The organism is Amycolatopsis sp. NPDC104819, assembly GCF_055583145.1.
Map to the genome: position 1 here is coordinate 51508 of NZ_JBVJON010000022.1, position 26235 is coordinate 77742.

Annotated in this window: 24 protein-coding genes; 8 read left to right on the forward strand and 16 right to left on the reverse strand. The window is 71.8% G+C overall.

Going from position 1 to position 26235, the window contains the following annotated elements; genetic code table 11:
* Nucleotides 1-58 precede the first annotated feature (58 nt).
* Nucleotides 59-922, forward strand: a complete 864-nt coding sequence (locus ACZ63E_RS43450; protein ID WP_465342174.1) for a universal stress protein — start codon at nucleotides 59-61, stop codon at nucleotides 920-922.
* Between the two features lie 70 nt (nucleotides 923-992).
* On the forward strand, nucleotides 993-1388 hold the full coding sequence (locus ACZ63E_RS43455) for a hypothetical protein (protein WP_465342175.1): 396 nt from the start codon (nucleotides 993-995) through the stop codon (nucleotides 1386-1388).
* Nucleotides 1389-1607: 219 nt separating this feature from the next.
* On the opposite strand, the gene ACZ63E_RS43460 is transcribed toward ACZ63E_RS43455, so the two are convergent.
* The 6 genes from ACZ63E_RS43460 to ACZ63E_RS43485 all read right to left on the reverse strand — a co-directional run bounded on the left by ACZ63E_RS43460 (nucleotide 1608) and on the right by ACZ63E_RS43485 (nucleotide 6454).
* The gene (locus ACZ63E_RS43460; protein ID WP_465342176.1) at nucleotides 1608-1799 is read right to left on the reverse strand and encodes a hypothetical protein; all 192 of its coding nucleotides are present in this window, start codon (nucleotides 1797-1799) and stop codon (nucleotides 1608-1610) included.
* Nucleotides 1800-1915: 116 nt separating this feature from the next.
* Nucleotides 1916-3160 (reverse strand): FAD-binding protein, encoded by a 1245-nt coding sequence (locus ACZ63E_RS43465; protein ID WP_465342177.1) that lies wholly within the window; start codon nucleotides 3158-3160, stop codon nucleotides 1916-1918.
* A gap of 47 nt (nucleotides 3161-3207) precedes the next feature.
* A complete protein-coding gene (locus ACZ63E_RS43470; protein ID WP_465342178.1) occupies nucleotides 3208-4245 on the reverse strand; it encodes an Lrp/AsnC family transcriptional regulator in 1038 nt (345 codons plus the stop codon).
* A gap of 72 nt (nucleotides 4246-4317) precedes the next feature.
* Nucleotides 4318-5076, reverse strand: coding sequence for a hypothetical protein (locus ACZ63E_RS43475; RefSeq protein ID WP_465342180.1), 759 nt, complete (start codon nucleotides 5074-5076; stop codon nucleotides 4318-4320).
* A complete protein-coding gene (locus ACZ63E_RS43480) occupies nucleotides 5073-5660 on the reverse strand; it encodes a papain-like cysteine protease family protein (protein WP_465342182.1) in 588 nt (195 codons plus the stop codon). Before ACZ63E_RS43480 ends, ACZ63E_RS43475 begins: the two co-directional genes overlap by 4 nt.
* 197 nt (nucleotides 5661-5857) lie before the next feature.
* Nucleotides 5858-6454 carry a DUF6801 domain-containing protein gene (locus ACZ63E_RS43485; RefSeq protein WP_465342183.1) on the reverse strand — a complete coding sequence of 199 codons (597 nt, stop codon included), beginning with the start codon at nucleotides 6452-6454 and terminating at the stop codon, nucleotides 5858-5860.
* A gap of 269 nt (nucleotides 6455-6723) precedes the next feature.
* On the opposite strand from ACZ63E_RS43485, the gene ACZ63E_RS43490 reads away from it, so the two are divergent.
* Nucleotides 6724-7230 carry a hypothetical protein gene (locus ACZ63E_RS43490; RefSeq protein WP_465342184.1) on the forward strand — a complete coding sequence of 169 codons (507 nt, stop codon included), beginning with the start codon at nucleotides 6724-6726 and terminating at the stop codon, nucleotides 7228-7230.
* A 39-nt stretch (nucleotides 7231-7269) separates the two neighbouring features.
* Here the strand turns inward: ACZ63E_RS43490 and ACZ63E_RS43495 are convergent, their stop codons facing one another.
* Nucleotides 7270-10041: an AfsR/SARP family transcriptional regulator gene (locus tag ACZ63E_RS43495; RefSeq protein ID WP_465342185.1), complete on the reverse strand. Its 2772-nt coding sequence runs from the start codon at nucleotides 10039-10041 to the stop codon at nucleotides 7270-7272.
* 246 nt (nucleotides 10042-10287) lie between these two features.
* Between ACZ63E_RS43495 and ACZ63E_RS43500 the strand changes: the two genes are divergently transcribed.
* The 3 genes from ACZ63E_RS43500 (at nucleotide 10288) to ACZ63E_RS43510 (ending at nucleotide 12944) form a co-directional block, all read left to right on the forward strand.
* On the forward strand, nucleotides 10288-10989 hold the full coding sequence (locus ACZ63E_RS43500; protein ID WP_465304307.1) for a S1 family peptidase: 702 nt from the start codon (nucleotides 10288-10290) through the stop codon (nucleotides 10987-10989).
* 299 nt (nucleotides 10990-11288) lie between these two features.
* The gene (locus ACZ63E_RS43505) at nucleotides 11289-11858 is read left to right on the forward strand and encodes a TetR/AcrR family transcriptional regulator (protein WP_465342186.1); all 570 of its coding nucleotides are present in this window, start codon (nucleotides 11289-11291) and stop codon (nucleotides 11856-11858) included.
* A 75-nt stretch (nucleotides 11859-11933) separates the two neighbouring features.
* Nucleotides 11934-12944: a medium chain dehydrogenase/reductase family protein gene (locus tag ACZ63E_RS43510; RefSeq protein ID WP_465342187.1), complete on the forward strand. Its 1011-nt coding sequence runs from the start codon at nucleotides 11934-11936 to the stop codon at nucleotides 12942-12944.
* 54 nt (nucleotides 12945-12998) lie between these two features.
* Here ACZ63E_RS43510 and argG read toward each other — a convergent pair whose 3' ends face one another.
* From argG to ACZ63E_RS43530, 4 genes are all read right to left on the reverse strand, one after another.
* Nucleotides 12999-14447, reverse strand: a complete 1449-nt coding sequence (argG, locus tag ACZ63E_RS43515; protein WP_465342188.1) for an argininosuccinate synthase — start codon at nucleotides 14445-14447, stop codon at nucleotides 12999-13001.
* A 321-nt stretch (nucleotides 14448-14768) separates the two neighbouring features.
* A complete protein-coding gene (locus tag ACZ63E_RS43520; RefSeq protein WP_465342189.1) occupies nucleotides 14769-16472 on the reverse strand; it encodes a glycerol-3-phosphate dehydrogenase/oxidase in 1704 nt (567 codons plus the stop codon).
* 2 nt (nucleotides 16473-16474) lie between these two features.
* Nucleotides 16475-17992, reverse strand: a complete 1518-nt coding sequence (glpK, locus tag ACZ63E_RS43525; protein ID WP_465342190.1) for a glycerol kinase GlpK — start codon at nucleotides 17990-17992, stop codon at nucleotides 16475-16477.
* Nucleotides 17993-18007: 15 nt separating this feature from the next.
* Nucleotides 18008-18829, reverse strand: a complete 822-nt coding sequence (locus tag ACZ63E_RS43530) for an MIP/aquaporin family protein (RefSeq protein ID WP_465342191.1) — start codon at nucleotides 18827-18829, stop codon at nucleotides 18008-18010.
* A gap of 153 nt (nucleotides 18830-18982) precedes the next feature.
* Between ACZ63E_RS43530 and ACZ63E_RS43535 the strand changes: the two genes are divergently transcribed.
* Together ACZ63E_RS43535 and glpK (ACZ63E_RS43540) are read left to right on the forward strand one after the other, a co-directional pair.
* Entirely contained in the window at nucleotides 18983-19735 is a 753-nt protein-coding gene (locus ACZ63E_RS43535; protein ID WP_465342192.1) for an IclR family transcriptional regulator, read from the forward strand.
* A gap of 13 nt (nucleotides 19736-19748) precedes the next feature.
* Nucleotides 19749-21698: a glycerol kinase GlpK gene (gene glpK / locus ACZ63E_RS43540; RefSeq protein ID WP_465342193.1), complete on the forward strand. Its 1950-nt coding sequence runs from the start codon at nucleotides 19749-19751 to the stop codon at nucleotides 21696-21698.
* Between the two features lie 7 nt (nucleotides 21699-21705).
* Here glpK (ACZ63E_RS43540) and ACZ63E_RS43545 read toward each other — a convergent pair whose 3' ends face one another.
* The 5 genes from ACZ63E_RS43545 to chvE form a co-directional block, all read right to left on the reverse strand.
* On the reverse strand, nucleotides 21706-21861 hold the full coding sequence (locus ACZ63E_RS43545; RefSeq protein WP_465342194.1) for a hypothetical protein: 156 nt from the start codon (nucleotides 21859-21861) through the stop codon (nucleotides 21706-21708).
* A 1-nt stretch (nucleotide 21862) separates the two neighbouring features.
* Nucleotides 21863-22318 (reverse strand): hypothetical protein, encoded by a 456-nt coding sequence (locus ACZ63E_RS43550; RefSeq protein ID WP_465342195.1) that lies wholly within the window; start codon nucleotides 22316-22318, stop codon nucleotides 21863-21865.
* 68 nt (nucleotides 22319-22386) lie between these two features.
* On the reverse strand, nucleotides 22387-23607 hold the full coding sequence (mmsB, locus tag ACZ63E_RS43555; RefSeq protein WP_465342196.1) for a multiple monosaccharide ABC transporter permease: 1221 nt from the start codon (nucleotides 23605-23607) through the stop codon (nucleotides 22387-22389).
* Complete coding sequence (mmsA, locus tag ACZ63E_RS43560; RefSeq protein ID WP_465342198.1) at nucleotides 23604-25124, reverse strand: multiple monosaccharide ABC transporter ATP-binding protein; 1521 nt, start codon at nucleotides 25122-25124, stop codon at nucleotides 23604-23606. Before mmsA ends, mmsB begins: the two co-directional genes overlap by 4 nt.
* Nucleotides 25121-26224 carry a multiple monosaccharide ABC transporter substrate-binding protein gene (gene chvE, locus ACZ63E_RS43565; RefSeq protein ID WP_465342199.1) on the reverse strand — a complete coding sequence of 368 codons (1104 nt, stop codon included), beginning with the start codon at nucleotides 26222-26224 and terminating at the stop codon, nucleotides 25121-25123. Before chvE ends, mmsA begins: the two co-directional genes overlap by 4 nt.
* Between the last annotated feature and the right edge of the window lie 11 nt (nucleotides 26225-26235).

The window sequence follows — 26235 nt, forward strand, 5'->3', positions numbered from 1 at the left end:
CCGGATCCCGGGCGCGGGCCTACAGTCGTCAGGACGACAGCCGCGTCAGGAGGCGACCATGACAGCCGTGCCCGGGGCGCCGATCGTCGTCGGAGCGGACGGCTCGGCCGAGTCCCTCGACGCCGTGCGGTGGGCCGCGCGGACCGCCTGCCTGCGGGACGCGCCGCTGGAGATCGTGCACGCCCTCGACGTCCCGGCGCTCGTCGCGAGCGGGGTCGTGCCGCCGCCCGAAGAGATGGTCGACGCCCTGCGCGCGCGGGGCCGCCGGGCGCTGCGGACCGCGGCGGAACTGGCCGCCGCGCAAGGGTTCGCCGGCGCCACCACCCGGCTCGACCCCGACCGCGCCGCCCAGGCGCTCATCGAAGCGTCCCGCAGCGCGGCGCTGCTCGTGGTCGGCTCGACCGGGCACGGCCGGCTCACCAGCCTGCTCGCCGGATCGGTCGCCGGGGCTGTCGGGACGCACGCGCACTGCGACACCGTGGTCGTCCGCGGGGACAGCTGGGACGAGCCCGCCGCGGCCGCCCGCCCGGTCGTCACCGGCATCGACGGCAGCGAAAGCGGCACCCGCGTCCTCACGACCGCGCTCGCCGAAGCCCGCGCCCGCCGCGCTCCTCTCGTGGTGCTGCACGCGTGGGCGGACACCCCGCCGTCCCACCGGGACCCGCGCTGCGTCACCGATGCCGGGCACCGGCTCCTCGGCGAACGGGTTCTCGCGCACGACACGGACGGGGTCGACGTCGAGCAGGTCGTGGTGGCCGCGCACCCGCGACGGGAGCTGGTCGAGCGCAGCGCCGACGCCCAGCTCGTCGTGCTCGGCGACCGCGGCCGCGGCGGGTTCCCCGGCCTGCTGCTCGGATCCACCGGCCAGGCGCTCCTGCACCACGCGGCCTGCCCGGTGCTCCTGGTCCGCACGGTCTCCTGAATCCGCGCGGGCTTGCCGAAAACGGAGCGGGACCGGGGCGATCCACGGCAGGATGTACCGGGTGAAAACGATGAGGATCGTCGTCCCGGCCGTGCTCGCGGCCGCCGTTGTGCTCACGCCCCCGGCGCAGGCGGACATCGGCAAGCAGGTCACGAGCGTCTGCCGTTCCGGTGCCTTCAGCGGCACCTTCACCCTGCGGTACGAGACGTCCGGCGGGTACCACCGCCCGCTGAACACCTACACCGTTTCGGGGCCCTACATCGGGGACGTGGGCACCCAGACGCTGCGGATCTCGTACTTCGAGGGCCCCAACCCCCACACCGTCTACTCCCAGACGGGCCCGGCCAGCCAGGGCGTGCAGTTCCTGCCGACCGGGCTCGCGCTGCCGGTCACCGGGCGCGGCACCGCGGCGATGACGTTCGACAGCGGCGCGGCGTCCTGCACCGCGACGGTGCCGATCACCTAGCCCGCAAGGGAAACGGGGCTGCTCGCCGGTTTCGGCGAGCAGCCCGGCCACGGCCCGGCCGGTCTCCGGCGACCGGTTGGCGGCCAGCCCGGTGAGCAGGGCCCGCAGGCCGGCGCCATGGTCGGCCGCGCAGCCGAGCGGGTCCGGCCCGGCCTCGCCGAGCAGTTCGGCGAGCATCCGCTCGTCGCCGCCGCCGTCGCCTTCGCCGAGGGGCCCGCCTCAGACGGCTTCCGGCGGTTCCCCAAGCCGTTGCCGGGTCAGCCGGGCCCACCCCGGCTCGGAAGGGCCGTTCGTGTACTCGTTTTCCCGGACATCGAGCTCGAGCCACCCCTCGCTGCCGGAGAACGCGACGCGGTAGCCCTCCCGCGGTGAGTTCAGGACCACCCCGCCGCGGTGCCGGACAAGGCGCAAGCTGCCCCTCGTCCGATCGAGAAAGCGCTTACCTCAAGCCCCGGCGATCCCCGGTACGGCGTCCGCGACAATGGCGTCAACGTGCGAATTCATTCTTCGAAATCATCGAAGAATGGTTACTTCGAAAAGACGTGACGCGTCAGGAACGGGTTCCGGAACTTGCCGGCGGGGTCGAGTTTCCCCGCCAGGGCGCGGAAGCCGGCCAGCTTCGGGTACCGCGCCGCGACCTCGCCGCCGTGGAAGAGCTTGCCCCAGTGCGGGCGGGCGCCGAACGGGGCGAGGCGTTCTTCGAGGACGGGCAGCACCGCTTCGACCTCGGCCTGGCGCGGCTGCCACGTGAAGTGCAGGGCCACCCGGTCACCGCCGTGGCACGGGCTCAGCCACAGGTCGTCCCCCGCGATCGCGCGGATCTCCGACACCAGCAGCAGCGGGGCCAGCCGGTCACCGAGCCCGCGGACCGCTTCGATCGCGGCCGGCGCGTCCGCGTAGGGCACGAAGTACTCCGACTGCAGCTCGTCCCCGACGCTCGGCGTGAACGCGAGCGCGAAGTGCGGGAGCCGCTCGTGCCACGGGCCCGGCACCCCCTGCTGCGGGGTGCCGTTGCCGGCCGGGATCCCGGCCGCGTGCGCCGGGTGGCGGGGCCCGTCGGCCGGGATCGCGCCGTACAGCCCGGACCGCTCGGTGAAGGCGTCCACGCGGCTCTTGACCCAGACCTGGTCGACGACGTCGTTCGCCCAGTTCGTGAACAGGCTGACGCTGTACCCGGCGTCCTCGATGCTGTCGAAGTGCTCGCGCACGGCGTCCCAGGGCAGGCCGTCGAAGACGTCCTGCCGGACGTCGAAGGCCGGCACCGTGTCGAGGGTCAGCCGAGTGACGACGCCGAGCGCGCCGAGGCTGACGACCACCCCGGGGAACATCTCGTCGGCGCGGGTGAACGTCCGGACCTCGCCGTCGGCGGTGACCAGCTCGACCGCCGAGACGGCCGCGGCGAGACCCGGCTGCCGCCGTCCGGAGCCGTGGGTGCCGGTGGCGACGCTGCCGGCCACCGTGATGTGCGGCAGCGACGCGAGGTTGGCGAGCGCGAACCCGGCGTCGTGCAGCTGCGCCGCGAAGTCGCCGTAGCGCGCCGCGCCGCCGACCGTCACGGTGCCGTCGCCGATCTCCACCGGGCTCGCGAGGGACCGCAGGTCGAGGAGCACACCGCCGGGCGCGTCCGCGATGGTGTTGAAGCAGTGCCGGCTGCCGAGCGCCTTGACGCGGCTCGCGGCCGCGACGGCGGCCTGGACCTCGCCGACCGTGCGCGGGGTGAGCACCTCGTCGGCGGCGTAGGTGTGGTTCCCGGCCCAGTTCGACTCGCCCACCGAATGTCCTTTCCCCGCGCCGGATCCCGCTCCCGACCCTACCCCGCTCAGCGGGCCGGGATGATCGCCTGGTGGGTGCCGCCGAGGCCGTGCGGGCTGAGCAGCCGGCCCATCCGCTTCGGCATCCGCAGCGTGATCGCCCGGTCGAGGATGCGCGCGCCGGGCGCCGCGGCCGCCAGCCGCGCCTCGTAGCCCGTGCAGTCGGCCGGCACCCGCAGCCAGGCCGACACCACGAGGTTGCCCTCCCCCACCACCGCGGCCGAGAGCCGGGTCTCGGGCAGCTGCGCGATCGCCGTCCCGGCCCGCTCGAGCCCGCCGGGCGCGACGTCGACGCGGTACCCCGCGATCACCGGCCAGCCCGCCGGGACGTGCGCGAGGTCGCACCGGAAGTCCAGCTCGTGGTTGCGCAGCATCCGCGCGAGGGTGCGGCGCACCGCCGACTCGCTCATCCGGCAGTCGCGGGCCAGCTCGGCGTAGCTGCGGCGGCCGTCCTCGCCGAGGGACTCGACGAGCGCCCGCAGGTCCCGGTCGTTCCACTGCTGCGGCACGACCAGCCGGGCCTGCACCGCCGTCTCGTCCAGCACCGCCCGCTGCTCCGGGGCCAGCGCGTTCACCAGCCAGCCGCTGCCTTCGCGGTAGACGCGGGTGGCGACGGCGAAGCGGACCTCGCGCACCCCGTGCAAGGCGCCGATGCGGCTGGTGACCAGGGCGTCCAGCGCGTCGAGGTCCCGCGCGGCCACGCTGAGGAACAGCGCGAACCGGCTGGTCGTGCGCTCGACGCTGAACACCGACGGCCAGCCGCACAGCTCGCGGGTCAGCTCGCTCAGCACGTCCGGGCGGCAGGCCAGGTCGACGTAGCCGACCGTGGTCGTCGGGGCGGTGGAGTACGCGGTCAGCCAGGCCAGCCCGGCCGCCTGCAGCCGGTCCCAGCGGCGGGCCGCCGTCGTCGCGTCGGTGCCCACCGCGGCGGCGATCCGCGTCCACGGCGCCCGCGGGTCGCGCTGCAGCGCCTCCACCAGCGCGAGGTCCGAGGCGCTCAGGCCCGGGCGCGCCGGTTCCACCTGCGCACCGGGGGAAACGGGCATGGCGCATTGTGACCTGGTCATGATCTTCTGCCAAGGGGCTCACCGGACGGGCCGGTGAGCCCCTTCGCGGTCTTACCGCCGGCGCAGCCGCGGCACCACGACCGCGCCCGCGACCAGCACGAGAGCACCGCCGAGCACGAACGGCAGCACCGGGGTCTCCGCGGGGTCCGCGGCCGGGACGGCGCGCTCCCGGCCGCCGTACCCGCCGCCCGCGCCGTCGCGGTCGTAGGCCGAGCCCGGCAGCTTGTCGGCGTAGCGCTGGTGCAGCGCCGCGCGGTAGTCGGCGAGGGTGAGCTTCGTGCCCGCGGCGAGGCCGGTGACCGAGCCGTCGAGCACCGTCACGGCGTCACCGCGCACCGCGTACCAGGCGTTGACCTGCGGCTCGTGCAGGAGGTAACCGCCGGCCGCGGCCCCGGCGAACTTGCGCTCGTAGTCGCCGGACGCGACGTTCACCACCGTCCAGGCCGCGCCCTGCCGCTCGGCCCAGACGGTGGCGGTGCTGCCGTCGCCGGTCCGCGCCGGCACCGCGACGTAGGCCAGCGCGGCCGGGACGTCCGACCGGCCGGCGACGAACGCCGCCGTCGGCTCGTAGACCGCGATCTGCGTCCGGGGCTCGGCGGTCGCCGCCGCGGCCGCGTGCGCTCCGGGGAACTTCGTCGACGCCAGCCGCGCGAGCGTGGCGGAGCCGCCGGTGACCTGCCCGATCGCGGCGGTGTCGGCCGCGGTCGGGACGCCGTCCGGGCCGCCGGCCGCGCTCGCGGCGCCGGTCGTGGTGAGCATCGCGGCGCCGGCCAGCACGGCCGCGCCCAGCATCTTCTTCAGCATGCTCATCCCTCGATCCCGTACAGCGTGTGGGTCCACTGGAACTGGTTGTTCGAGCGGTAGGTGTCGTAGTTCATCGAGTTGTACCGGCTGTTGTTCGGCCACGGGTCCCCGTATTCGACGCGGGTCGCGCCGCCGGAATTGTCGTAGCCGTAGAGCACGTGCATGTGCCCGCCGCCGGAACGCCAGCCGATGCGCGTGCCGATCGGCTGCCCGGCGTCGATCTGGCTCTTGATGGTGGCGAAGGAAAGCACTTGCCCGTTCGAGTTGTACGACCCGACATTGGAAAACCCGAGCCAGCGGAACACCCGTTGCTGGTCGGAGAGGTATCCCTGGTTGTTCGCGCAGTCACTGCCCGACTCGTTGTGAGCGACCTGGCAGAACCGGGTCTGGGTCAGGGAGTGGCCCCAGTAGCCGGCGATCGTGTTCCCGCTGGCGTCCCAGCACCATTGGTCCTTCTGCTGCGCCTGCATGGTGATGCCGAGATCGGTCCGCGCTGCGGCCGCCGCGGCGGGCGCCTGCAGCGCGACGACGGCGGCCGCGGCGGCCGAGACCGCCGCGAGTCCACGCAGGACTCCTGAAGTGGTTTTCACGAAGTGGTCCTCCAGCCGGTGACGATGCGACGTGGTGGCACGGAATACTCCGCGCCCGGCCCGTCGATCCGGTACCTACTAAGGGAGGATCACGTTGGGAGGGAACGACTTCCGGCGGATCCCGGCAGTTCCCGGGTGCCGGAATCCGGCAGCGGCCCCGGCCCGCCGGACGGATTCCGGCGGGCCGGCGGACCGGGTCAGCCGACCGTCGTCGTGCCCAGGGTGGCGTCCTGGTCCGGCGGGTCGAGCGCCAGCTCGACGTCGAACTCGCCGAGGCTGCTGTCGGTCACCACGTGCGTGGTCGCCGCGGGGTCGACGCTGCTCGTCGCGTCGCCGGCCGGGGTGCCCGCCGGGACGGTGAAGTCGACCTGGCCCTGCGCGGTGAACTTCAGGGTGCCTTCGGCCGGCACCGGGGTCTCCGGGATCGGCAGCTCGATCGGGATGGCGACCGTCTGGCCGCTGATCGCGACGTTCACCTTGGACTTGATCGTGCCGGACAGTTTCGTGGCGCCGACGAGCCGAAGGCCGTCCCCGGCCGCCTGCCCGGCGTCGACGTCGAGGCTGAACGGCACCGAAACCGGCGTGCCCGCGGTGGCCGTCGCGGGGATGTCCGCCTTGACGACCACGGACACCTGCTGGTCGCCGATCAGCGGGAAGCCCCCTCGGTAGGTGAGCGTTTTCTCGGCCGCGGCGGCCGGTCCCGCGGAAACGACGGCCACCGCACCCGCCAGCAGCGCGGCCAGACCGATTCCGAGGAAACGGCGGCTCGTTTTCCGCATGAGGGTTTCCGTCATGTCACGTCCTTTCGTCGTTGAACGGCATTTCGGATCCTAGGTGGAAACTTCCCAACCGGCCAATGCGCTTTCCGGTGTCCCCGGAATTTGTCACGCGGTTCGAGGTCGCGGGTTTTGTTTTTTGTGACGCGCCCGTTCGGATATGACAATTTTCGACGCACGCGCACTCACGCGCGTCAGCACCACGAGAGCGCGGGTGTAGTGGCGGTGTAGGGGCCGCGGCCAGGGTCCTCCCCGGCAAGCACTTGTCCACTGAGGGAGACAAACCCATGCGCAGCATCTACCCGGCGGTGGCGCTCTCGGCCGCCCTGCTCGTCGGCGGCGCGACCGCCGCCACGGCCGCCCCCGCGCCCGCCGACGTCTACGCCGAGGTCACCGCCGCCGACATCGCCGACCCGGGCGCGGTGATCACCGACTCACCGGCCGCGCTGGCCGCCGCGCGGACCGCCGCCCAGGCGATCTCCTGGTACTCCAGCCGGCAGGGCAGCACCGCTTACCAGGGTTACTGCGAGAAGGCCGCGCGCCTGTCGTGGAACCGCACGACGCACCACGCGAGCGCGATCGAGCACTGGCGCTCCTCCGACGGCGCCCGCCACACCACCGGCACCCCGCCGCGCGGCGCCTTCGTGTTCTGGGACATCTCCGCCTACGGCCACGTCGGCATTGCCGACGGCAGCGGCGGGGTCTGGGCGACGAGCGTCAACGGCGCGATCGGCCACGCGAAGCAGAGCTACTTCGGCAGCTACCTGGGCTGGAAGCCGGGCAACAGCAACTGATCGCCGCGCCGGCGTGACGCGGGGCGGCCCCTCCCCGCGTCACGCCCGCACGGACGACGGGCGCCGCCATCGCCGGGCCTGCTCCAGCAACGCCAGCCCGGTCGTTTCGCCTTGCCGGTTCCCGGTTTCCCGGAACACGCGCAGCGCGCGGTCGCAGACCCCGCGAGCCTGGACGGGCTCCCCCGCGGCCAGCAGCGTCTGGCCGATGCCGAGCAACGCGTACGCGCTGCACCGTTCGTCGTCGAGCTCCTCCAGGATGCTCAGCGCGAGCCGCAGGCAGGTCAGCGACTCGGGCAGCCGGCCCGAATCCCGGTGCAGCGTCCCGAGTTCGGTGAGCACCTTCGCCTCGCGGTGCGGGTCTTCGCTCTCCCGCGCGAGGTCCCTGGCCCGCTGCAGCCACGTCCGGGCCTCGGCGAACTCGCCGAGCAGCACGTGGGTCGAGCCGATCGAGTTGCGCATCTGGGCGACGCCGCTGCGGTCGCCGGCGCGTTCCAGCCCGTCGAGGGCCCGGCGGTAGCAGCCGAGCGCGTCGCGCGGCCGGTCGCGGACGCGGTACACGGTGCCGAGCCCGGCCACCGCCAGCGCCTCGCCGCGGACGTCGCCGAGCTCGGCGAACAGCCGCGCCGAGCGGTCCATGTCGTCGGCGGCCGCGGCGTATTCGTCGTGGTAGAGCCGGACCTGCCCGAGCCCGCGGCACAGCACCGCCGCGCCGGCCCGGTTGCCCGCGGCCTCCACGGCGGCGAGCGCGGCCAGGTGGCTGCGGCGCCAGTCGTCGTAGGCGCCGCGCAGGTCGTAGAACGGGACGGCGGCGGTCAGCTGCCAGGCGAGCTCGTCCAGGCCCGCGTCGGCGGCGAGCTGGACGGCGCCGGCCAGCAGCTTGCGTTCGGCGGTGAACCAGCCGAGCGGGTCGGCCACCAGCCGCGACAGCGCCGCCGGGAGCTCCGCGCCCAGCGGCGGCCCGGTCATCGCGCCGAACGCGGGCGGCAGCCCCGCCGCCGCGGCCTTTGTCAGCGCCAGCAGCACCGACAGCACCCGCACCAAGGTCTCCCGCCGCGTCGAAGCCGGCTCTTCGGCCAGGAGCTCCGCCGCGTAGCAGCGCAGGAGGTCGTGCAGCCGGTACCGCGGGTGCCCGGCGGAGTCGCGGCCCGCCAGGGAAACGAGGTTGGCGTCGACCAGCACGTCGAGCACCTCGTGGGCGCCGCCGTGCCCGAGCAGCGCGTCGAAGACCCAGCTCGGGAAGTCCTGCGCGCCCAGCACCGCCGAGCGGCAGAACGCGGTCCGCGCGGCCGCCGGCAGCTGGCGCAGGCTCAGCTCGAAGCTCGGCCGGACACCGAGGTCGCCGACCCGCAGCTCGCTCAGCCGGCTCGACTCGTCGGCCAGCCGGTCGTGCAGGGTGCGCAGGCTCCACGCCTGCCGCCCGGCCAGCCGCGCGCCGGCGATGCGGATGGCCAGCGGCAGGTAGCCGCAGCAGCGCACGATGGCGGCGGCTTCGGCCGGTTCGCCGACCACGCGGTCGGCGCCCGCGACCCCGGCCAGCAGCCGCTCGGCCTCGGCTTCGCCGAACACCGGCAGCTCGACGTGCTTCGCGCCGGCCAGCTCCGGCAGCCGCCCGCGGGTCGTCACCAGCACCGCGCACCCGGCGTCGGCGGGCAGCAGCGGGCGGACCTGCGCGGCGGTCGCGGTGTCGTCGAGCACCAGCAGCACCCGGCGGCCGGCGAGGCGGGAGCGGAACAGCGCGGCCCGCCCGCCGAGCCCGGCCGGCACGGTGTTTCCGGTGACCCCCAAGGCATGCAGGAAGTCGGCGAGCACTTCGGCCGGGTCACGCGGCGCGCCGGTGCCGGCGAGGTCGACGTACAGCTGGCCGTCGGGGAACCGGCCGGCGACGCGGTGGGCGACGTGCATCGCGAGCGCCGTCTTGCCGGTTCCCGGCGCGCCGGTCAGCACGACGGGTGCCGGTCCCGCGCCGAGCGCGGCTTCCAGCTCCCGGACGTGGTCCTCGCGGCCGGTGAAGTCGGGCAGGTCCGCCGGCAGCTGCCGCAAGGGAGCCGCTTCCGGGACCGGCCCGGGCAGCGGGTCGCCGGTGAGGATCGCGGCCTGCAGGGCCCGCAGCTCCGGCCCCGGCTCGACGCCGAGCTCGGTGACCAGCCGCTCCCGCGCCGTCGTGAACGCCCGCAGCGCCTCGGCGCGGCGTCCGGCGCCGGTGAGCGCGAGCAGGTACTGCTGCCACAGCCGTTCGCGGTAAGGGTGTTCGGCGAGCAGCACGGTGAGCTCGGCGATCGCCGCGTCGTGCCGGCCGAGACGCACCTGCAGCGAAAGCCGTTCCTCGACCGCGGCCAGCCGGTTCTCGACGAGCCGGCCAAGCTCGGCGTCCCAGGCGGGCGCGGTGGGCAGGTCCTCCAGCGGGTCGCCGCGCCACAGCGCCTCCGCCTCGGCGAGCAGGGTCAGGGCCGTCTCGGGCGAGCCGTCCTTGGCCGCCCGCGCGGCGTCCGCGACGAGCCGGGTGAACCGGTGCGCGTCGACGGCGCCGGGCTCGACGGCCAGCGAGTACCCCGGGCCGTGGGTCCGCAGCGCGGTTTCCGGCAGCAGCCGGCGCAGCCGCCAGACGTAGGTCTGCAGGTTGGCGGTGGCCGACGTCGGGGGCTCGCGCGGCCACACGACGTCGACGAGCTGCCCGGGGGTCACCGTCCGGTTCGCGTTGAGCAGCAGGTGGGCCAGCAGCGCCCGCTGCTTCGTCCCGCCGAGCGGCAGCGGCCGGTCCCCGACCGTCACCCGCAGCGGCCCGAGCAGGTGAAAGCGCACGTCAGACCCCATCGAGCCCCCCGTTCCGGAGCCCGCCCCCAGGCGGGTGAATCCTGCACGCGGACAGTATCGGCACTGCGACGCGGCGCGAGGGGAAGCCGTTTCCCGGTTGCGCCGGACAGCCCACGACGAAAGTCGTGTTTTCGATCAACCGACCATCGTCGGGTTCCGGGATTCACTCACAACGATGACGGTAAGCGTGTCCTTGACCACTCGTCACCGCGAGACCCCGGTCCGCGGCTGGAGGTTGATCGTAAAGTGCGTATCGCGCGAACCGGCGTAGTCGTCTCCGGTGTGCTCCTCTCGGCTCTGGCGGCCGCGGCGCCGTCCCTGGCGGCCGAGCCGGCCATCATCGACGGCGGCAACGCCGACTCGCTCCACTCCGCGGCCCGGATGTTCGCCGGCGGCCAGGAGATCTGCTCGGCGACGATCATCGCCCCGGACTGGATCCTCACCGCGCGCCACTGCACGCAGGGCGCCGACGGCCAGCCGATCAGCTTCCACGTCGGCGACCTCGACCAGACCAAGGGCACCACGGTCAACGCGACCTCGGTGCACGAGGCGCCGGACTCCGACATCGCGCTGGTGCAGATCGACCAGCAGGTGCAGACCGAGTACGCGCCGCTGGGCAGCGAGGGCGACGTCAAGGTGGGCGACCAGGCCGAGGTCTACGGCTGGGGTGCGACCTGCACCGACAAGCCGGAGATCGAGTGCCAGTCGCAGCTGCTGAAGGTGGCCAAGGTCAGCGTCACCTCGATCGACTGCCCGGACGGCGCGGCCGGCGTTTCGGTGTGCGCGAACCGCGGTGACGGCATCACCGCGGGCGGCGACTCGGGCGGCCCGATGTACGCGAACGGCAAGCAGGTCGGCGTCGCCTCGACCAGCGACCGCCAGTCCTACACCGCCTACATCAACATCACGAAGTACCGCGACTGGATCTCCCAGACCGCGGGCGTCTGAGCCTTCCGCGAGCAGCCCCCGGGACCCGGGGGCTCCGGCAAAGTCGGATTCGCGCAGCCGAGCTGCCGTCGACGACTGCCACCCCCGGCAGCGGCGGACCGCGTCCCAACGCTCCGACCGCAACCTTGGTGTCGCGGCGCAGGATTCCGCAGTGTCGTTCGAGAGTCCGGTCGCGACGGTGTTCACCTCATGTGAGCGATCACCGTGCCGGCGCCCCCTTGCGCTACCGACTTTGCCGGACCCCTGCCCGGGACCCGGGGGCTTGCTTCGCCGGCGAGAGTGAGTGTACAGTCACTCACATGACGAAGCGCGGTGCCACCCTCTCCACCTCCGACGCCCGGCGGGACGCCGTGGTCGACGCGGCCATCACCGAGTTCGCCCGGGCCGGGTACCACAGCACGCCGATCAGCGCCGTGGCCACCAAGGCCGAGATCTCCCCCGCCTACGTCTTCAAGTTGTTCCCCGGCAAGGTTTCCCTCTTCGTCGCCGCGCTCGACCGGTGTTACGAGCTCGTCGCGCACGCGCTGTCGAACGGGGCCGCCCGCGCCGACAGCACCGACCCCGAAAAGATCCTCTACGAGATGGGCGGCGCCTACGCCGAGCTGATCGCCGACCGGAGCCTGCTCATGCTGCAGGTGCACGCCCAGTCGGCGGCCGACACACCCGAGATCGCCGAAGCCCTGCGGCGAGGGCTGGCGAAGGTCACCGAACTCGCCCGCGACCGCTCCGGCGCCGCCGGCGAGCAGGTCCAGCGTTTCATCGCCTACGGCCAGCTCTGCCACCTCATCGCCACCCTCGACCTCGACGACCACACCGGCGACTGGGCCGCGATCCTCTCCGCCGGCATCCGCCACCCCGGCAAGAACTGAGCCATCCCGGCACGCCTCTTTTTTGACGCCCATCGAGTGATTGACCAGTCACTCACACATCGGAAGGAAAGCACCATGACCACCACCACCGAAATCGTCCTCCCCGGCCTCGTCGAGCCGGACGGCCTGCGCGTCGAACACCGCGAGCTGCCCGCCCCGGGCGCCGGCGAAGCGCTCGTCCGCGTCGAGGCGAGCGGGATCTCGTTCGCCGAGCAGCAGATGCGCCGCGGGAAGTACTACGACCAGCCGCCGTTCCCGTTCGTGCCCGGCTACGACGTCGTCGGCACGGTGCTCGAAGCCGAGGACCGCGCGCTGGTCGGGCGCCGTGTCGCGGCCATGACCAAGATCGGCGGCTGGAGCAGCCACCTCGTCGTCCCCGCGGCCGACCTGGTCCCCGTGCCCGACGGCCTGGACGCCGCCGAAGCGGAGACGTTCGTGGTCAACGGCATCACGGCCTGGCAGATGCTGCACCGGATCGCGAAGGCCGGGGCCGGCGGCACGATCCTGGTCCACGGCGCGAGCGGCGGCGTCGGCACCACGCTCGTCCAGCTCGCCCGGGCGGCCGGCATCAAGGTGATCGGCACCGCGTCGGCGCGCAACCTCGACGTCGTGACCGCGCTCGGCGCCACCGCCGTCGACTACCGCGGTGACGTCCCGGCGCGGGTGCGCGAGCTGGCGCCCGGCGGGGTCGACGCCGTCTTCGACCACGTCGGCGGCCCCGGCATCGTCGACTCGTTCCGGCTGCTCGCCCCCGGCGGCACCCTGGTCGCCTACGGCAGCGCGGCCACGAAGGACACCGGCGGCAACCCGCGGCTCCCGGTGCTCAAGCTCTTCGCCCGGCTGCTGTGGTGGCAGGCGCTGCCGAACCGGCGCCGCACGCACTTCTACAACGTCTGGGGCGGCAAGCGGAACCTCACCCGGTTCCGCGCGCGCCTCACCGAGGACCTGACGGCCGTCTTCGCCCTGGCGGCGAAGGGACAGCTCAAGGCGCAGGTGGCGGCGCGGATCCCGCTGACCGAGGCCGCGAAGGCGTTGACGCTGGCTGAATCCGGCACCGTCACCGGCAAGGTTGTGCTCGTCCCCTGAAGACACCGAAGGCCACCACGCGAGAACGTGGTGGCCTTCGGGAAACGCGGGGCGTCAGTCGGTGCCGAACTCCATCGCGGCGCTGTCGAGCAGCTCGGCGTCGTCGGCCTTGCCGCGCGAGGCGATCACCTGGGCGCCGCCCTCGGGCATCGCGCCGATCAGGCCGGTCGACGCGGCCTGCGCGGCGCCGATCAGCTTCGGGTGCGAGTTCCCGCCGACCATGCCGATGCTGGCGTACTGCTCGAGCTTCGCCCGCGAGTCGGCGATGTCGAGGTTGCGCATGGTCAGCTGGCCGATCCGGTCCACCGGGCCGAACGCCGAGTCTTCGGTGCGCTCCATCGACAGCTTGTCCGGGTGGTAGCTGAAGGCCGGGCCGGTCGTGTCCAGGATGGAGTAGTCCTCGCCGCGGCGCAGCCGCAGCGTGACCTCGCCGGTGACCGCGGTGCCGACCCAGCGCTGCAGCGACTCGCGCAGCATCATCGCCTGCGGATCCAGCCAGCGGCCTTCGTACATCAGGCGGCCGAGCTGGCGCCCGTGGTTGTGGTAGCTGGCGAGGGTGTCCTCGTTGTGGATGGCGTTGACGAGCCGCTCGTAGGCGGCGTGCAGCAGCGCCATGCCCGGCGCCTCGTAGATGCCGCGGCTCTTCGCCTCGATGATCCGGTTCTCGATCTGGTCGGACATGCCCAGGCCGTGCCGGCCGCCGATGGCGTTGGCCTCCAGCACCAGGTCGACGGCGGAGGAGAACTCCTTGCCGTTGATCGTCACCGGCCGGCCCTGCTCGAAGCCGACGGTCACGTCCTCGGCGGCGATCTCGACCTCGGGGTCCCAGAACGCCACGCCCATGATGGGCTTGACGATCTCGATGCCGGTGTCCAGGTGCTCCAGCGACTTCGCCTCGTGCGTCGCGCCCCAGATGTTGGCGTCGGTCGAGTACGCCTTCTCGGTGCTGTCGCGGTAGGGCAGGTCGTGGGCCAGCAGCCACTCCGACATCTCCTTGCGCCCACCGAGCTCGGTGACGAAGTCGGCGTCGAGCCACGGCTTGTAGACGCGCAGGGAGGGGTTGGCCAGCAGGCCGTAGCGGTAGAACCGCTCGATGTCGTTGCCCTTGTAGGTGGAGCCGTCGCCCCAGATCTGGACGTCGTCCTCGAGCATGGCGCGCACCAGCAGCGTGCCGGTGACCGCGCGGCCGAGCGGGGTGGTGTTGAAGTAGCTGCGGCCGCCGGTGCGGATGTGGAACGCCCCGCAGGTCAGCGCCGCGAGGCCTTCTTCGACGAGGGCTTCCTTGCAGTCGACCAGCCGGGCGATCTCGGCGCCGTACTGCCCGGCCCGGCCGGGCACCGACTCGATGTCGGGTTCGTCGTACTGGCCGATGTCGGCGGTGTAGGTGCAGGGCACCGCGCCTTTGTCGCGCATCCACGCGACCGCTACGGAAGTGTCGAGGCCACCGGAGAAGGCGATACCGACACGCTCGCCGACGGGCAGGGAAGTGAGCACCTTGGACATGCGAATGATTATGCACGGCTATGCATCGTCGTGCAATCCGGGGTGCCCCGGCTCACGGCGGCGGGCGCTGTGAGCCGGGGGTTCGGTCACTGGTCGCCGAGCACCGGCGGGTGCCCTCGGACGGCGTGGTGGATGTGACATGTCCCGGTGACGCTGCCGCGGTCGTTCGGTTCGTTCACCAGGCAGGAAGCCTCGTCGGCCGTGGTCTGGCCGCGCGAGCCACCAGGACGAAGTACCCACCCGGGCCGGCCCGCACCAGCGCGCTGCCCAGGCCGATCGGACCGCCCGGCTCGTCCGCACCCGCCAGGACCGCCGGCCGAGTCAGCCCGGCAGCAGCGCCGGGGCCGTCAGCCGGGTGGCGTTGGCGGCCTCGTCGTCCGGGGCCTCCTGCGCCGAGCGCTCCGCCTCGACCCGCGCGAGGTAGTTCGTCACCTCACGCTCGGTCCGGTGCGCGTCCCAGCCCAGCTGCGGAGCCATCAGCTCCGCGACCACCGGAGCCGCCGCGACACCGCGGTCGCGCTCCTCGATCGAGATGCGTGTCCGCCGCGTCAGGACGTCCTCGAGGTGCAACGCGCCTTCGTGCGAAACCGCGTACACCGCTTCCACGCGCAGGTAATCCGAGGTCTCCGTGATCGGCGAAGCCAGCGAAGGGTCCTCCTCCATCAGGGAGACGAGGTTCCAGATCCGCGTCCCGTACCGCTGCAGCAGGTGCTCGACACGCGCCACCGACAACCCGGTCCGGGAAGCGACCGAGTACCGGTCCGCCCACAGCTCGTGGTACCCCTCGGCGCCGGCGATCGGCAGCCGGTCGGTCCACGACGGCGGGGTCGGCTTGCCCACCTCTTCGACCGCGACGTCGACCGCGTCCGCGGCCATCACCCGGTACGTCGTGTACTTGCCGCCGGCCACGATCACCAGGCCCGGCACCGGATGCGCCACCGCGTGCTCCCGCGACAGCTTCGTCGTCGCGGCCGCCTTCGCCGCCAGCAACGGGCGAAGTCCCGCGTACACGCCTTCGATGTCGTCGTGCGTGACCGGCGTGCGCAGCACCTTGTTGAGGTGCTCCAGCACGTAGTCGACGTCGGCGCGGCTCGCCGCCGGGTGCTCGCGGTCGAGGGACCATTCGGTGTCCGTCGTGCCGACGAGCCAGTGCTTGCCCCACGGGATCACGAACAGCACGCTCTTCTCCGTGCGCAGGATCAGCCCGGTGTCGAGGTCGATCTTCTCCCGCGGCACCACCAGGTGGATGCCCTTCGACGCGCGCACGGTGAACGGCGCGGGAATCCCGGCCGCCTCCGCCATGTCGTCGCTCCACACTCCGGTGGCCGCGATGACCGTGCGGGCGCGGATCTCGAACTCGACCCCGCTCTCGCGGTCGACGACCTTCGCGCCGACCACCCGGGAACCCTCGCGCAGCAACGACGTCACGCGAGCGCGCGTCAGCACCGAAGCACCCTGCTCGGCCGCCGTCCGCGCGATGGTCATCGTGTGGCGGGCGTCGTCGACCTGGGCGTCGTAGTACTGGATCGCGCCGATCAGCGCGTCGCCGGCCAGCGCGGGCGCGACCTTGGCCGCGCCGCGCTTGGACAGGTGCCGGTGCCGCGGCAGGGCGCGGGCGCCGCCGAGCGTGTCGTACAGGGTGACGCCGGCGCCGATGTACCCGCGCTCCCACACCCGGTGCGTCAGCGGGACCAGGAACTTCACCGGCCGCACCAGGTGCGGCGCGAGGGTCTGCAGCAGCAGGCCGCGCTCCTTCAGCGCCTCGCGCACCAGCTTGAAGTCCAGCTGCTCCAGGTACCGCAGGCCGCCGTGGATCAGCTTGGACGAGCGGCTGGACGTCCCGGCGGCGAAGTCGCGGGCCTCGACCAGCGCGGTCGACAGCCCGCGGGACGCCGCGTCGAGCGCGACGCCGGCGCCGGTCACTCCCCCGCCGACGACCAGGACGTCGACCTCTTCGCGAGCGAGCTTGCGCAGTGTCTCGGCCCGGTAGGCCGGGGAAAGCGGTGTCACGGTGTTCCTCCTCATGGTCACTGCACGTCGACCCAGTCGAGCGTGCGGCCGACGGCCTTCTGCCAGCCCGCGTAGCCCTCGGCGCGCTGCTCGCCGGTCCACGACGGCGCCCAGCGCTTGTCCTCGTTCCAGTTCTGCTCCAGCTCGTCGGTCGAGCGCCAGAACCCGACGGCCAGGCCGGCCGCGTACGCGGCGCCGAGCGCCGTGGTCTCGGCGACGACCGGCTTCGACACCGGCACGCCGAGGATGTCGGCCTGCAGTTGCATGCACAGCTCGTTCGCGGTCACCCCTCCGTCCACACGCACCACGTCGAGCGTGACACCGGAGTCGTTCTGCATGGCCTCGACGACGTCGCGGGTCTGGTAGCAGATCGCCTCCAGGGTGGCCCGCGCGAGATGAGCGTTGGTCGTGGCGCGAGTGAGCCCGACGATCGCGCCGCGGGCGTCCGAGCGCCAGTACGGCGCGAACAGGCCGGAGAAGGCCGGGACGAAGTAGACACCGCCGTTGTCCTCGACCTGGCGGGCCAGGCTTTCGCTCTGGGACGCGCCGCTGATGATGCCCAGCTGGTCGCGCAGCCACTGCACGGCCGACCCGGTGACGGCGATCGAGCCTTCCAGCGCGTAGACCGGCTTCTCGTCGCCGAACTGGTAGCACAGCGTCGTGAGCAGGCCGTGCTTCGAGCGGACCAGCTCGTGGCCGGTGTTGAGCAGCAGGAAGTTGCCGGTGCCGTAGGTGTTCTTGGCTTCGCCGGGCCGGAAGCAGACCTGGCCGACGGTCGCCGCCTGCTGGTCGCCGAGGACGCCGGTGAGCGCGACCTCGCCGCCGAGCGGGCCGTCCGCGCGGGTGACGCCGAAGAAGCCGGGGTTCGACGACGGCCGGATCGCCGGGAGCATCCGCTTCGGGACGTCGAAGAACGACAGCAGCTCGTCGTCCCAGTCGAGGGTTTCGAGGTCCATCAGCATGGTGCGCGAGGCGTTGGTCGGGTCGGTGACGTGGACGCCGCCGTCCGGGCCGCCGGTGAGGTTCCAGATGAGCCACGAGTCGGTGGTACCGAAGAGGGCGTCACCCTTTTCCGCGTCCTCGCGCACGCCGTCGACGTTTTCGAGGATCCACTGCAGCTTGCCGCCGGAGAAGTACGTCGCGGGCGGGAGCCCGGCCTTGCGGCGGATGACGTCGCCCTTGCCCTCGCGCTCCAGCGCCGAGGCGATCCGGTCGGTCCGGGTGTCCTGCCAGACGATCGCGTTGTAGTAGGGGCGGCCGGTGCGGCGGTTCCACACGACGGTGGTCTCGCGCTGGTTGGTGATGCCGAGCGCGGCCAGGTCGCGGTGGGTCAGGTTGGCCTTGTTCAGCGCGGTCGCGATGACCGAGCGGGTGCGTTCCCAGATCTCGGTGGCGTCGTGCTCGACCCAGCCGGGCTTCGGCAGGATCTGCTCGTGTTCGAGCTGGTGGCGGGCGACTTCGTTGCCGCCGTGGTCGAAGATCATGAACCGGGTGCTGGTGGTGCCCTGGTCAACCGCGCCGACGTAGTCAGGCATGGGAGTTCTCCTCAGTCAGTGGGCGGGCTCGAGGTCCTTGGCGGGCATGGCGTCCAGCGGTTCCCCCGCGGGGAGGAAGCGCTCGATGAGGAACTTGTAGATCGCGCCGCCGACGAGGGCGCCGAGCACCGGGGCCACGATCGGGATCCACCAGTAGGGGAAGCCGTACTGGTCGGACCACGCCGTGTCGTAGCCGGTCAGCCAGGAGGCCAGGCGCGGGCCGAAGTCGCGGGCGGGGTTGATCGCGTACCCGGCGTTGGTGCCCCAGGCCATGCCGATCGCGACGACGAGGAAGCCGACGACGACCGGGGCGAGGTTCGCCCCCGGCGAGGTGTTGCGGAGGTCGGTGATCGCGAAGAGGACGATCAGCAGGATCGCGGTGCCGATGACCTGGTCGCGGAACGCGCCCCAGTCACCCACGGGCAGCGTGCCGTTACCCGGCAGGGTGGAGAACACCCCCTGGGTCTTGATCGTCAGGCCGGGGTCCTTGGCGGTGAGCACCTCGGTGTAGTTCCAGCGCACGAGCAGGGCGGCGAGGAACGCGCCGGCCGTCTGCGCGAGGGCGTACGGGGCGACCTTGCGCCAGGAGAAGCCCTTGAACACCGCGAGCGCGATGGTCACGGCCGGGTTGAGGTGCGCGCCGCTGATCCGCGAAGCGACGTAGACACCGAGCGTGACGCCGAGCCCCCAGGCCCAGGCGATGCTGTCGTGGTCCCCGATGCCCGCGGCCGCGACCTGCGCCACCACCCCGCACCCGAACAGGATGAGGATCATCGTTCCCACGAACTCCGCGGCCATCTCGCCGCCGAGTCCGTGGGCCTTGAGGTTTCGCACCATTGCTTCCTCCACAAAGGACCGTTCGTTCCCCCTGGTGAGTGAAAGTTAAGTTCGGGTTTCCGGGGGGTCAACGGACACCGGTCGGCATTGTCGAACGGCCGAAGTGGATGTTCGACATTGTCGAATCAGGGCCGGTCGGGTTAGGTTGGCGACGTGCCCGGTCCGATCCAGTCCATCGAGCGAGCCGCCGCGATCCTGCGGTTGCTGGCGCGCGGCTCGGGCCGGCTCGGCGTCGGCGAGATCGCCGAGTCCCTCGAACTGGCGAAGGGCACCGCGCACGGGATCCTGCGCACCCTGCAGGGGGTCGGGTTCGTCGAACAGGACCGCGACACCGGCAAGTACCAGCTCGGCGCGGCGCTGCTGCACCTCGGGACGAGCTACCTCGACGTCAACGAGCTGCGGTCCCGCGCCATCAACTGGGCCGACGCGCTGGCCGCGCGCAGCGGCGAGGCCGTCCGGATCGGCGCGCCGCTGGAGGGCCGGGTGCTGGTGGTGCACCACGTGTTCCGGCCCGACGACAGCCTGCAGACCCTCGACGTCGGCTCGCTGCTGCCGCTGCACGCGACCGCGCTCGGGAAGGTCCTGCTGGCCTACGACACCACGCTGAAGGCGACACCGGAGCTGTACACGCGCCGTACGCTGACCACGCAGACCGCGATCAAGCGGGCCTGCGCCAAGGTCCGCGAAGCGGGCTGGGCGGTCGAAAACGGCGAAATGATCTCGGGCGAGGCCGGCATCGCGGCCCCCATCCGCGGCCACGGCGGCATCGTCGTGGGCGCGATCGGGGTGTCGGGCGCCGTGGAGCGGATCTGCGAGCCGGACGGCGCGCCGAGCCCCCGGCTGCTCGGCCACGTCCGCGACGCGGCGCGCGCGGTGTCCCGCGACCTGGGCGCGTCCCGATGGTGAAGGAGGTGCCCGGGTGGTCCAGCGGTACGTGATGTCGGTCGACCAGGGCACCACCTCGACCCGGTGCATCCTGTTCGACGCGCGCGGCCGGCTCGTCTCCGTCGTGCAGCGGGAGCACCAGCAGCACTTCCCGCGGCCCGGCTGGGTCGAGCACGACGCGACCGAGATCTGGCGGAACCTCGCGCGGATCGTCCCGCAGGCCCTCGCCGACGCCGGCGCGACCGCCGAGCAGGTGGTCGGCCTCGGGATCGCCAACCAGCGGGAGACCACCGTCCTGTGGGACCGGCACACCGGCAACCCGGTCGGCCGCGCGATCGTCTGGCAGGACACCCGCACCGACGCGATGCTCGAACAGCTCGCCCGCGAGCCGGGCGCCGACCGGGTGCGGCAGCTGTGCGGCCTGCCGCTGGCGACGTACTTCTCGGCGCCGCGGATCCGCTGGCTGCTCGACCGGACCCCGGGCCTGCGCGAGCGCGCCGAGCGCGGCGACGTCCTCTTCGGCACCATCGAAAGCTGGCTCATCTGGAACCTCACCGGCGGGGCCGAGGGCGGGGTGCACGTCACCGACGTCACCAACGCCTCGCGCACCATGCTGATGAACCTGCGCACCCTCGCCTGGGACAAGGAGCTGCTCGACTTCTTCGACGTCCCGCGCGCGATGCTGCCGGAGATCCGGTCCTCGACCGAGGTGTACGGGACGACGTCGCGGGTGGTGCCGGGGATCCGGATCGCCGCGGCCCTCGGTGACCAGCAAGCCGCGCTGTTCGGCCAGACCTGCTTCGCACCCGGCGAGGCGAAGTGCACGTACGGCACCGGCAGCTTCCTGCTGCTCAACACCGGCCCGACCCCGGTACTGTCCACCCACGGCATGCTCACCACGGTCGGGTTCAAGATCGGCGACGAGCCCGCGGTGTACGCCCTGGAAGGGTCGATCGCGGTCACCGGGTCGCTGGTCCAGTGGTTCCGCGACGGCCTCGAGCTGATCGGCAGCGCCCCCGAGATCGAGACCCTGGCCAAGACGGTCGAGGACAACGGCGGGTGTTACATCGTCCCGGCGTTCTCCGGGCTGTTCGCGCCGCACTGGCACAGCGAGGCGCGCGGGGTGATCGCCGGGCTGACGTCGTACATCACGAAGGGCCACCTCGCGCGGGCGGTGCTGGAGGCGACCGGCTGGCAGACCCGCGAGGTGGTCGACGCGATGAACGCCGACTCGGGCCTGGCGCTGTCGACGTTGAAGGTCGACGGCGGGATGACCGCCGACAACCTGCTGATGCAGTTCGTCGCGGACGTCCTCGACGTGCCGGTGGTCCGCCCGATGGTGGCGGAGACGGTGTCCCTCGGCGCGGCCTACGCGGCGGGGCTGTCCGTCGGCTACTGGCCGGACCTGGAAGGGTTGCGGCGCAACTGGCACCGCGCCGGGCAGTGGCTGCCGGCGATGGACCCGGCGCGCCGCGACAGCGAGTACGGGCACTGGCGCCAGGCGGTGGAGCTGACGTTCGGCTGGATGCGCCCGGGCCCGGCCGCGGTCGCGCCCGGCTCGGACCTGGTCGAGGTGCTGCTGGCCGACCACCGCCGGTTCGAGCAGCTGTTCCGCGACCTGCGCAACACCGAGGCCGACCGCCCGGCCCTGGTCGCGGAGCTGGCGGGCCTCCTGGTCGCCCACGCGACGGCGACCGAGCGGATCGTGCGCCCGGACTCCCCCGGGCTTCCCTTCACCGACGACCTCTTGGCGGTCCTGGAGACGTCGGACTCCGAGAAGGCGTTGCTAAGCCTGGAGAACGCCGTCGACGCGCACGTCCGCGGGGAAGAGCGCGGGCTGCTGAACGACCTGCGCCGCACGATGTCCACTTCGGACCGCACGGGCCTCGGCCGGGCGTTCGTGGCGGAGCGCCGCCGCCAGCTGGCCCTCGGCTGCGGCAACGCCGACCACATCCGCAACCTCGGCGACCGCCTGACCCTCTGAGGGCGGGCTATTTCCCGGACGGGCCGTTCGCGCGATCTTCCGTCATCTCGACGATCTTCTTCGCGAACTTGCCGACGAAGGACTTGCCCTCCTCGGACGGCGACTTCGCGGGCGGCGGCAGCTTCGCGCCGTCCGGTGCCTCCGACGGCGTGGGTTCGCTCATGTCATTTTCCTAGCACGATTCCCACCGCCGACGCCACCAATCCGCCCATCAAGAGCACGATCGAGACGCGCCAGGCGATCCCTTTCCGGCGTTGGTTCTTCGCGTTGTGCTCGAACATGGCGGTCCGGCTCGCGAGCACCAGCCGAATCACGTCGAGCTTCGGTTGTGCGTGATGGCCGACCAACGCGATCGGGTCGAAATCTTTGTACCGCCGCACGGCGATCACGGCCACACTCGCGCAGAAGGATCCCAGGTAGAAGACGAACGCGACCCAGGTGAGCACCGGTTGCGCCGTTCGGGTGGCGAGGAACTGGGCGGCCGTCGCCGAAAATCCGAGCAGAACCGTCGCCTTGGTTTCCAGCCGTGCGGCGGCCTGGTCCTGCCGGGTGGTTCTCGCCGCCACTTCGTCGTTGAGGAATTCGAGGGTTTCGCATTCCTCGTCCACCGGATCCGCCACCCCGGCATCCTAATGGCACATCGAAGGACTCGGCGCCCCTCGATGTGCCATTCACGGACTCCGGGCCCTCAGGAAGCCGCCCGACGTTTCGTCCAGATGTCGTAGGCCACCGCCGCCAGCAGGACGACGCCCTTCACCAGCATCACCCGCTCACTCGGCGCGCCGATCAGCGACATCCCGTTGTTGATCACCGCCATGATCAGGCCGCCGGTGATCGCGCCGACCACCTTGCCGACGCCGCCCTGGACGGCCGCGCCGCCGATGAACGCCGCCGCGATCGCGTCCAGCTCGAAGTTGACGCCCGCCGTCGGGCCCGCCTGGTTCAGCCGGCCCGCGAAGATGATCCCGGCCAGGGCCGCCAGCACGCCCATGTTGACGAAGATCCAGAACGTCACCGACTTGACCTTGACGCCGGACAGCGTCGCCGCCTGCAGGTTGCCGCCGACGGCGTAGATGTGCCGCCCGAACACCGACTTCCCGGCCACCAGGGAGTACCCCAGCACCAGGACGGCCAGCAGGATCAGCACCCACGGCAGGTTCTTGAACCGCGCCAGCTGCACGACCAGCGCGAGGACCACCACCGCGATCCCGACGATCTTCAGCACGAACACCGGGAACGGGTCGACGTCCTGGCCGTACCCGAGCCGCGCCGAGCGCTTGCGCCACTGGATGAACGCGATGCCCGCCACCGCAAGAACTCCGGCGAGCAGCGACACCAGATCCGCTCCACCCAACGGCCCGAGGCCGATGTTGCCGAGGTAGCCGTCGGTGAACCCGTTGGACAGCGTGCGGATCGCGTCCGGGAACGGCCCGATGCCCTGGTTGCCCAGCACCGTCAGGGTCAGCGCGCGGAACGCGAGCATGCCCGCCAGCGTCACGATGAACGCCGGGATCCCGAAGTACGCGACCCAGTACCCCTGCCAGGCCCCGATCGCCGCGCCGACCACGAGGGTGATCAGCACCGCCACGAACCACGGCAGGTGCCAGTTGACCATCAGCACCGCCGACACCGCGCCGGTCATCGCGACCACCGACCCGGCCGAGAGGTCGATGTGCCCGGAGATGATCACCAGGATCATCCCGATCGCGAGGATCAGCACGTAGCTGTTCTGCACGATGATGTTGGAGATGTTCTGCGGCTCCAGCAGCGCGCCGCCGGTGAGCACCTCGAACAGCACCACGATCAGCGCGAACGCGACGTAGATGCCGCTCTGGCGCGGATTGATCGAGATCCTCCGCTTGGAGCGCTCAACCGGGGGCGCGGCGGGCCGCGCTTCGGTCGTGGTCATTCCCGTTCCTTCGTCATGTACTGCATGAGCAGTTCCTGGGTGGCTTCCTCGCGGGTCGCCTGGCCGGTGATCCGCCCGGCCGACAGCGCGTAGATCCGGTCGCAGAGCCCGAGCAGCTCCGGCAGCTCGGAGGAGATGACCAGGACGGCCTTCCCCTGCGCGGCGAGGGCGTTGATGATCGTGTAGATCTCGAACTTCGCGCCGACGTCGATGCCGCGGGTCGGCTCGTCGAGGATCAGCACGTCCGGGTCGGTGAAGATCCACTTGGCCAGCACGACCTTCTGCTGGTTGCCGCCGGAGAGCTTCCCGGTCACGCTGCGCACGGTCGGCGCCTTGATCCGCAGGTCACGCCGGAAGCGGGCGGCCGTGTCGTGCTCGGCGTTCTCGTCGACCCAGCCCCGCTTCGCCAGCTTGCCCAGCCCCGCCGCGGACACGTTGCGCTGGATGTCCTCGATCAGGTTGAGCCCGTAGCGCTTCCGGTCCTCGGTGGCGTAGGCGATGCCGTGGCGGACGGCGTCGCGCACCGACCGGACGTCGATCTCCTCGCCGTGCTTGAGGATCCTTCCCGAGATGTCCTTGCCGTAGGAGCGGCCGAACACGCTCATCGCGAGCTCGGTCCGGCCCGCGCCCATCAGCCCGGCCAGGCCGACGATCTCCCCGCGCCGCAGCGAAAGCGACGCGTGGTCGACGACGACCCGGCCGGCCTGGGTCGGGCTGTGCACCGTCCAGTCCTCGATCCGCAGCACCTCTTCCCCGATGTCCGGCTCCCGGGGCGGGAACCGGTGCTCGAGGTCGCGCCCGACCATGCCGGTGATGATCCGTTCCTCGGTCAGCCCGGCCGCGTCGAGCGTCTCGATCGTCCGGCCGTCCCGCAGGATCGTGACGGTGTCGGCGATCGCGGTCACCTCGCCGAGCTTGTGCGAGATGATCACGCAGGTCACGCCGTCGGACCGCAGCTCGCGCAGCAGCTCCAGCAGGTGGGCCGAGTCCTCGTCGTTGAGGGCCGCGGTGGGCTCGTCGAGGATCAGCAGCCGGACCTCCTTGGACAGCGCCTTGGCGATCTCGACCAGCTGCTGCTTGCCGACGCCGAGCTCCTGCACCGGCGTCACCGGGTTTTCGGCGAGGCCGACGCGCCGCAGCAGCGCGCCGGCCTCGTGGTTGGTGCGGTTCCAGTCGATCCAGCCGCGTTTTGCCTGTTCGTTGCCGAGGAAGATGTTCTCGGCGATCGAAAGCTGCCCGCACAGCGCGAGCTCCTGGTGGATGATCACGATTCCGCGCCGCTCGCTTTCGCGCACCGAACCGAACTCGCACCGCTGCCCGTCGAAGTGGATTTCACCGTCGTACGTCCCGTGCGGGTGGACGCCGGAGAGCACCTTCATCAAGGTGGACTTCCCGGCGCCGTTCTCCCCGCAGATCGCATGGATCTCGCCGCTGTGCACGGAAAGGGTGACGTCCGACAGCGCCTTGACCCCGGGGAAGGTCTTGGTGATCCCGCGCATGCCGAGCAGTTCGGTCATTTCAGCTGACCCGCCGTGTAGTAGCCGGAGTCGACGAGCTCCTTCTGGTAGTTCGCCTTGTCCACGGTGACCGGCTGCAGCAGGAACGACGGGACGACCTTCTTGCCGTTGTCGTAGTCCTTGGTGTTGTTGACTTCCGGCTTGCCGCCCTTGAGCACGGCGTCGGCCATCTTCACCGTGGTGTCGGCGAGGATGCGGGTGTCCTTGAAGATCGTCGAGTACTGCTCGCCGGCGATGATGGACTTGACCGACGCGACCTCGGCGTCCTGCCCGGTCACGACCGGGTACGGCTGGCCGGCGGTGCCGTAGCCGTTGCTCTTCAGCGCCGAGAGGATGCCGATCGACAGGCCGTCGTACGGCGAAAGCACGCCGGCGACCTTGGCGCCACCGGTGTAGGTCTTGGTCAGCAGGTCTTCCATGCGCCGCTGCGCGGTGGCCGGGTCCCAGCGCAGGATCGCCGCACGGGCGAAGTCCGTCTGGGTGCTCTTGACGACCAGCTTGCCGCTGTCCATCAGGGGCTTGAGCACGGACATCGCGCCGTTGAAGAAGAACGTCGCGTTGTTGTCGTCGGGCGAGCCGGCGAACAGCTCGATGTTGAACGGACCCGCGCCGTCACCGAGGCCCTTGACCAGCGAGTTCGCCTGCTCGACGCCGACCTTGAAGTTGTCGAAGGTCGCGTAGTAGTCGACGTTCGGCGAGTTGCGGATCAGCCGGTCGTAGGCGATGACCGGGATCTTGCGGTCGGCCGCCTCCTGCAGCTGGGTGGTGATGGCGGTGCCGTCGATCGAGGCGATGACCAGGAGCTTCGCGCCCTTGGTGATCTGGTTCTCGATCTGGTTCACCTGGGTGGGGATGTCGTTCTCGGCGTACTGCAGGTCGACCTGGTAGCCGAGCTTCTCCAGCGCCGACTTGATGTTGTCGCCGTCGTGGATCCAGCGTTCCGACGACTTCGTCGGCATGGTGACGCCGACGAGGCCGCCCGCCGCGCTCGCGCTCGACGCCGCCGCCTGGTCGGCCGTCTTCTCGCTCGAACCGCACGCGGAGAGCGTCAGCACGAGTCCCGCGGCCGCGATAGCCGCGATTCCTCTGGTGAACTTCATTGTTCCTTCTT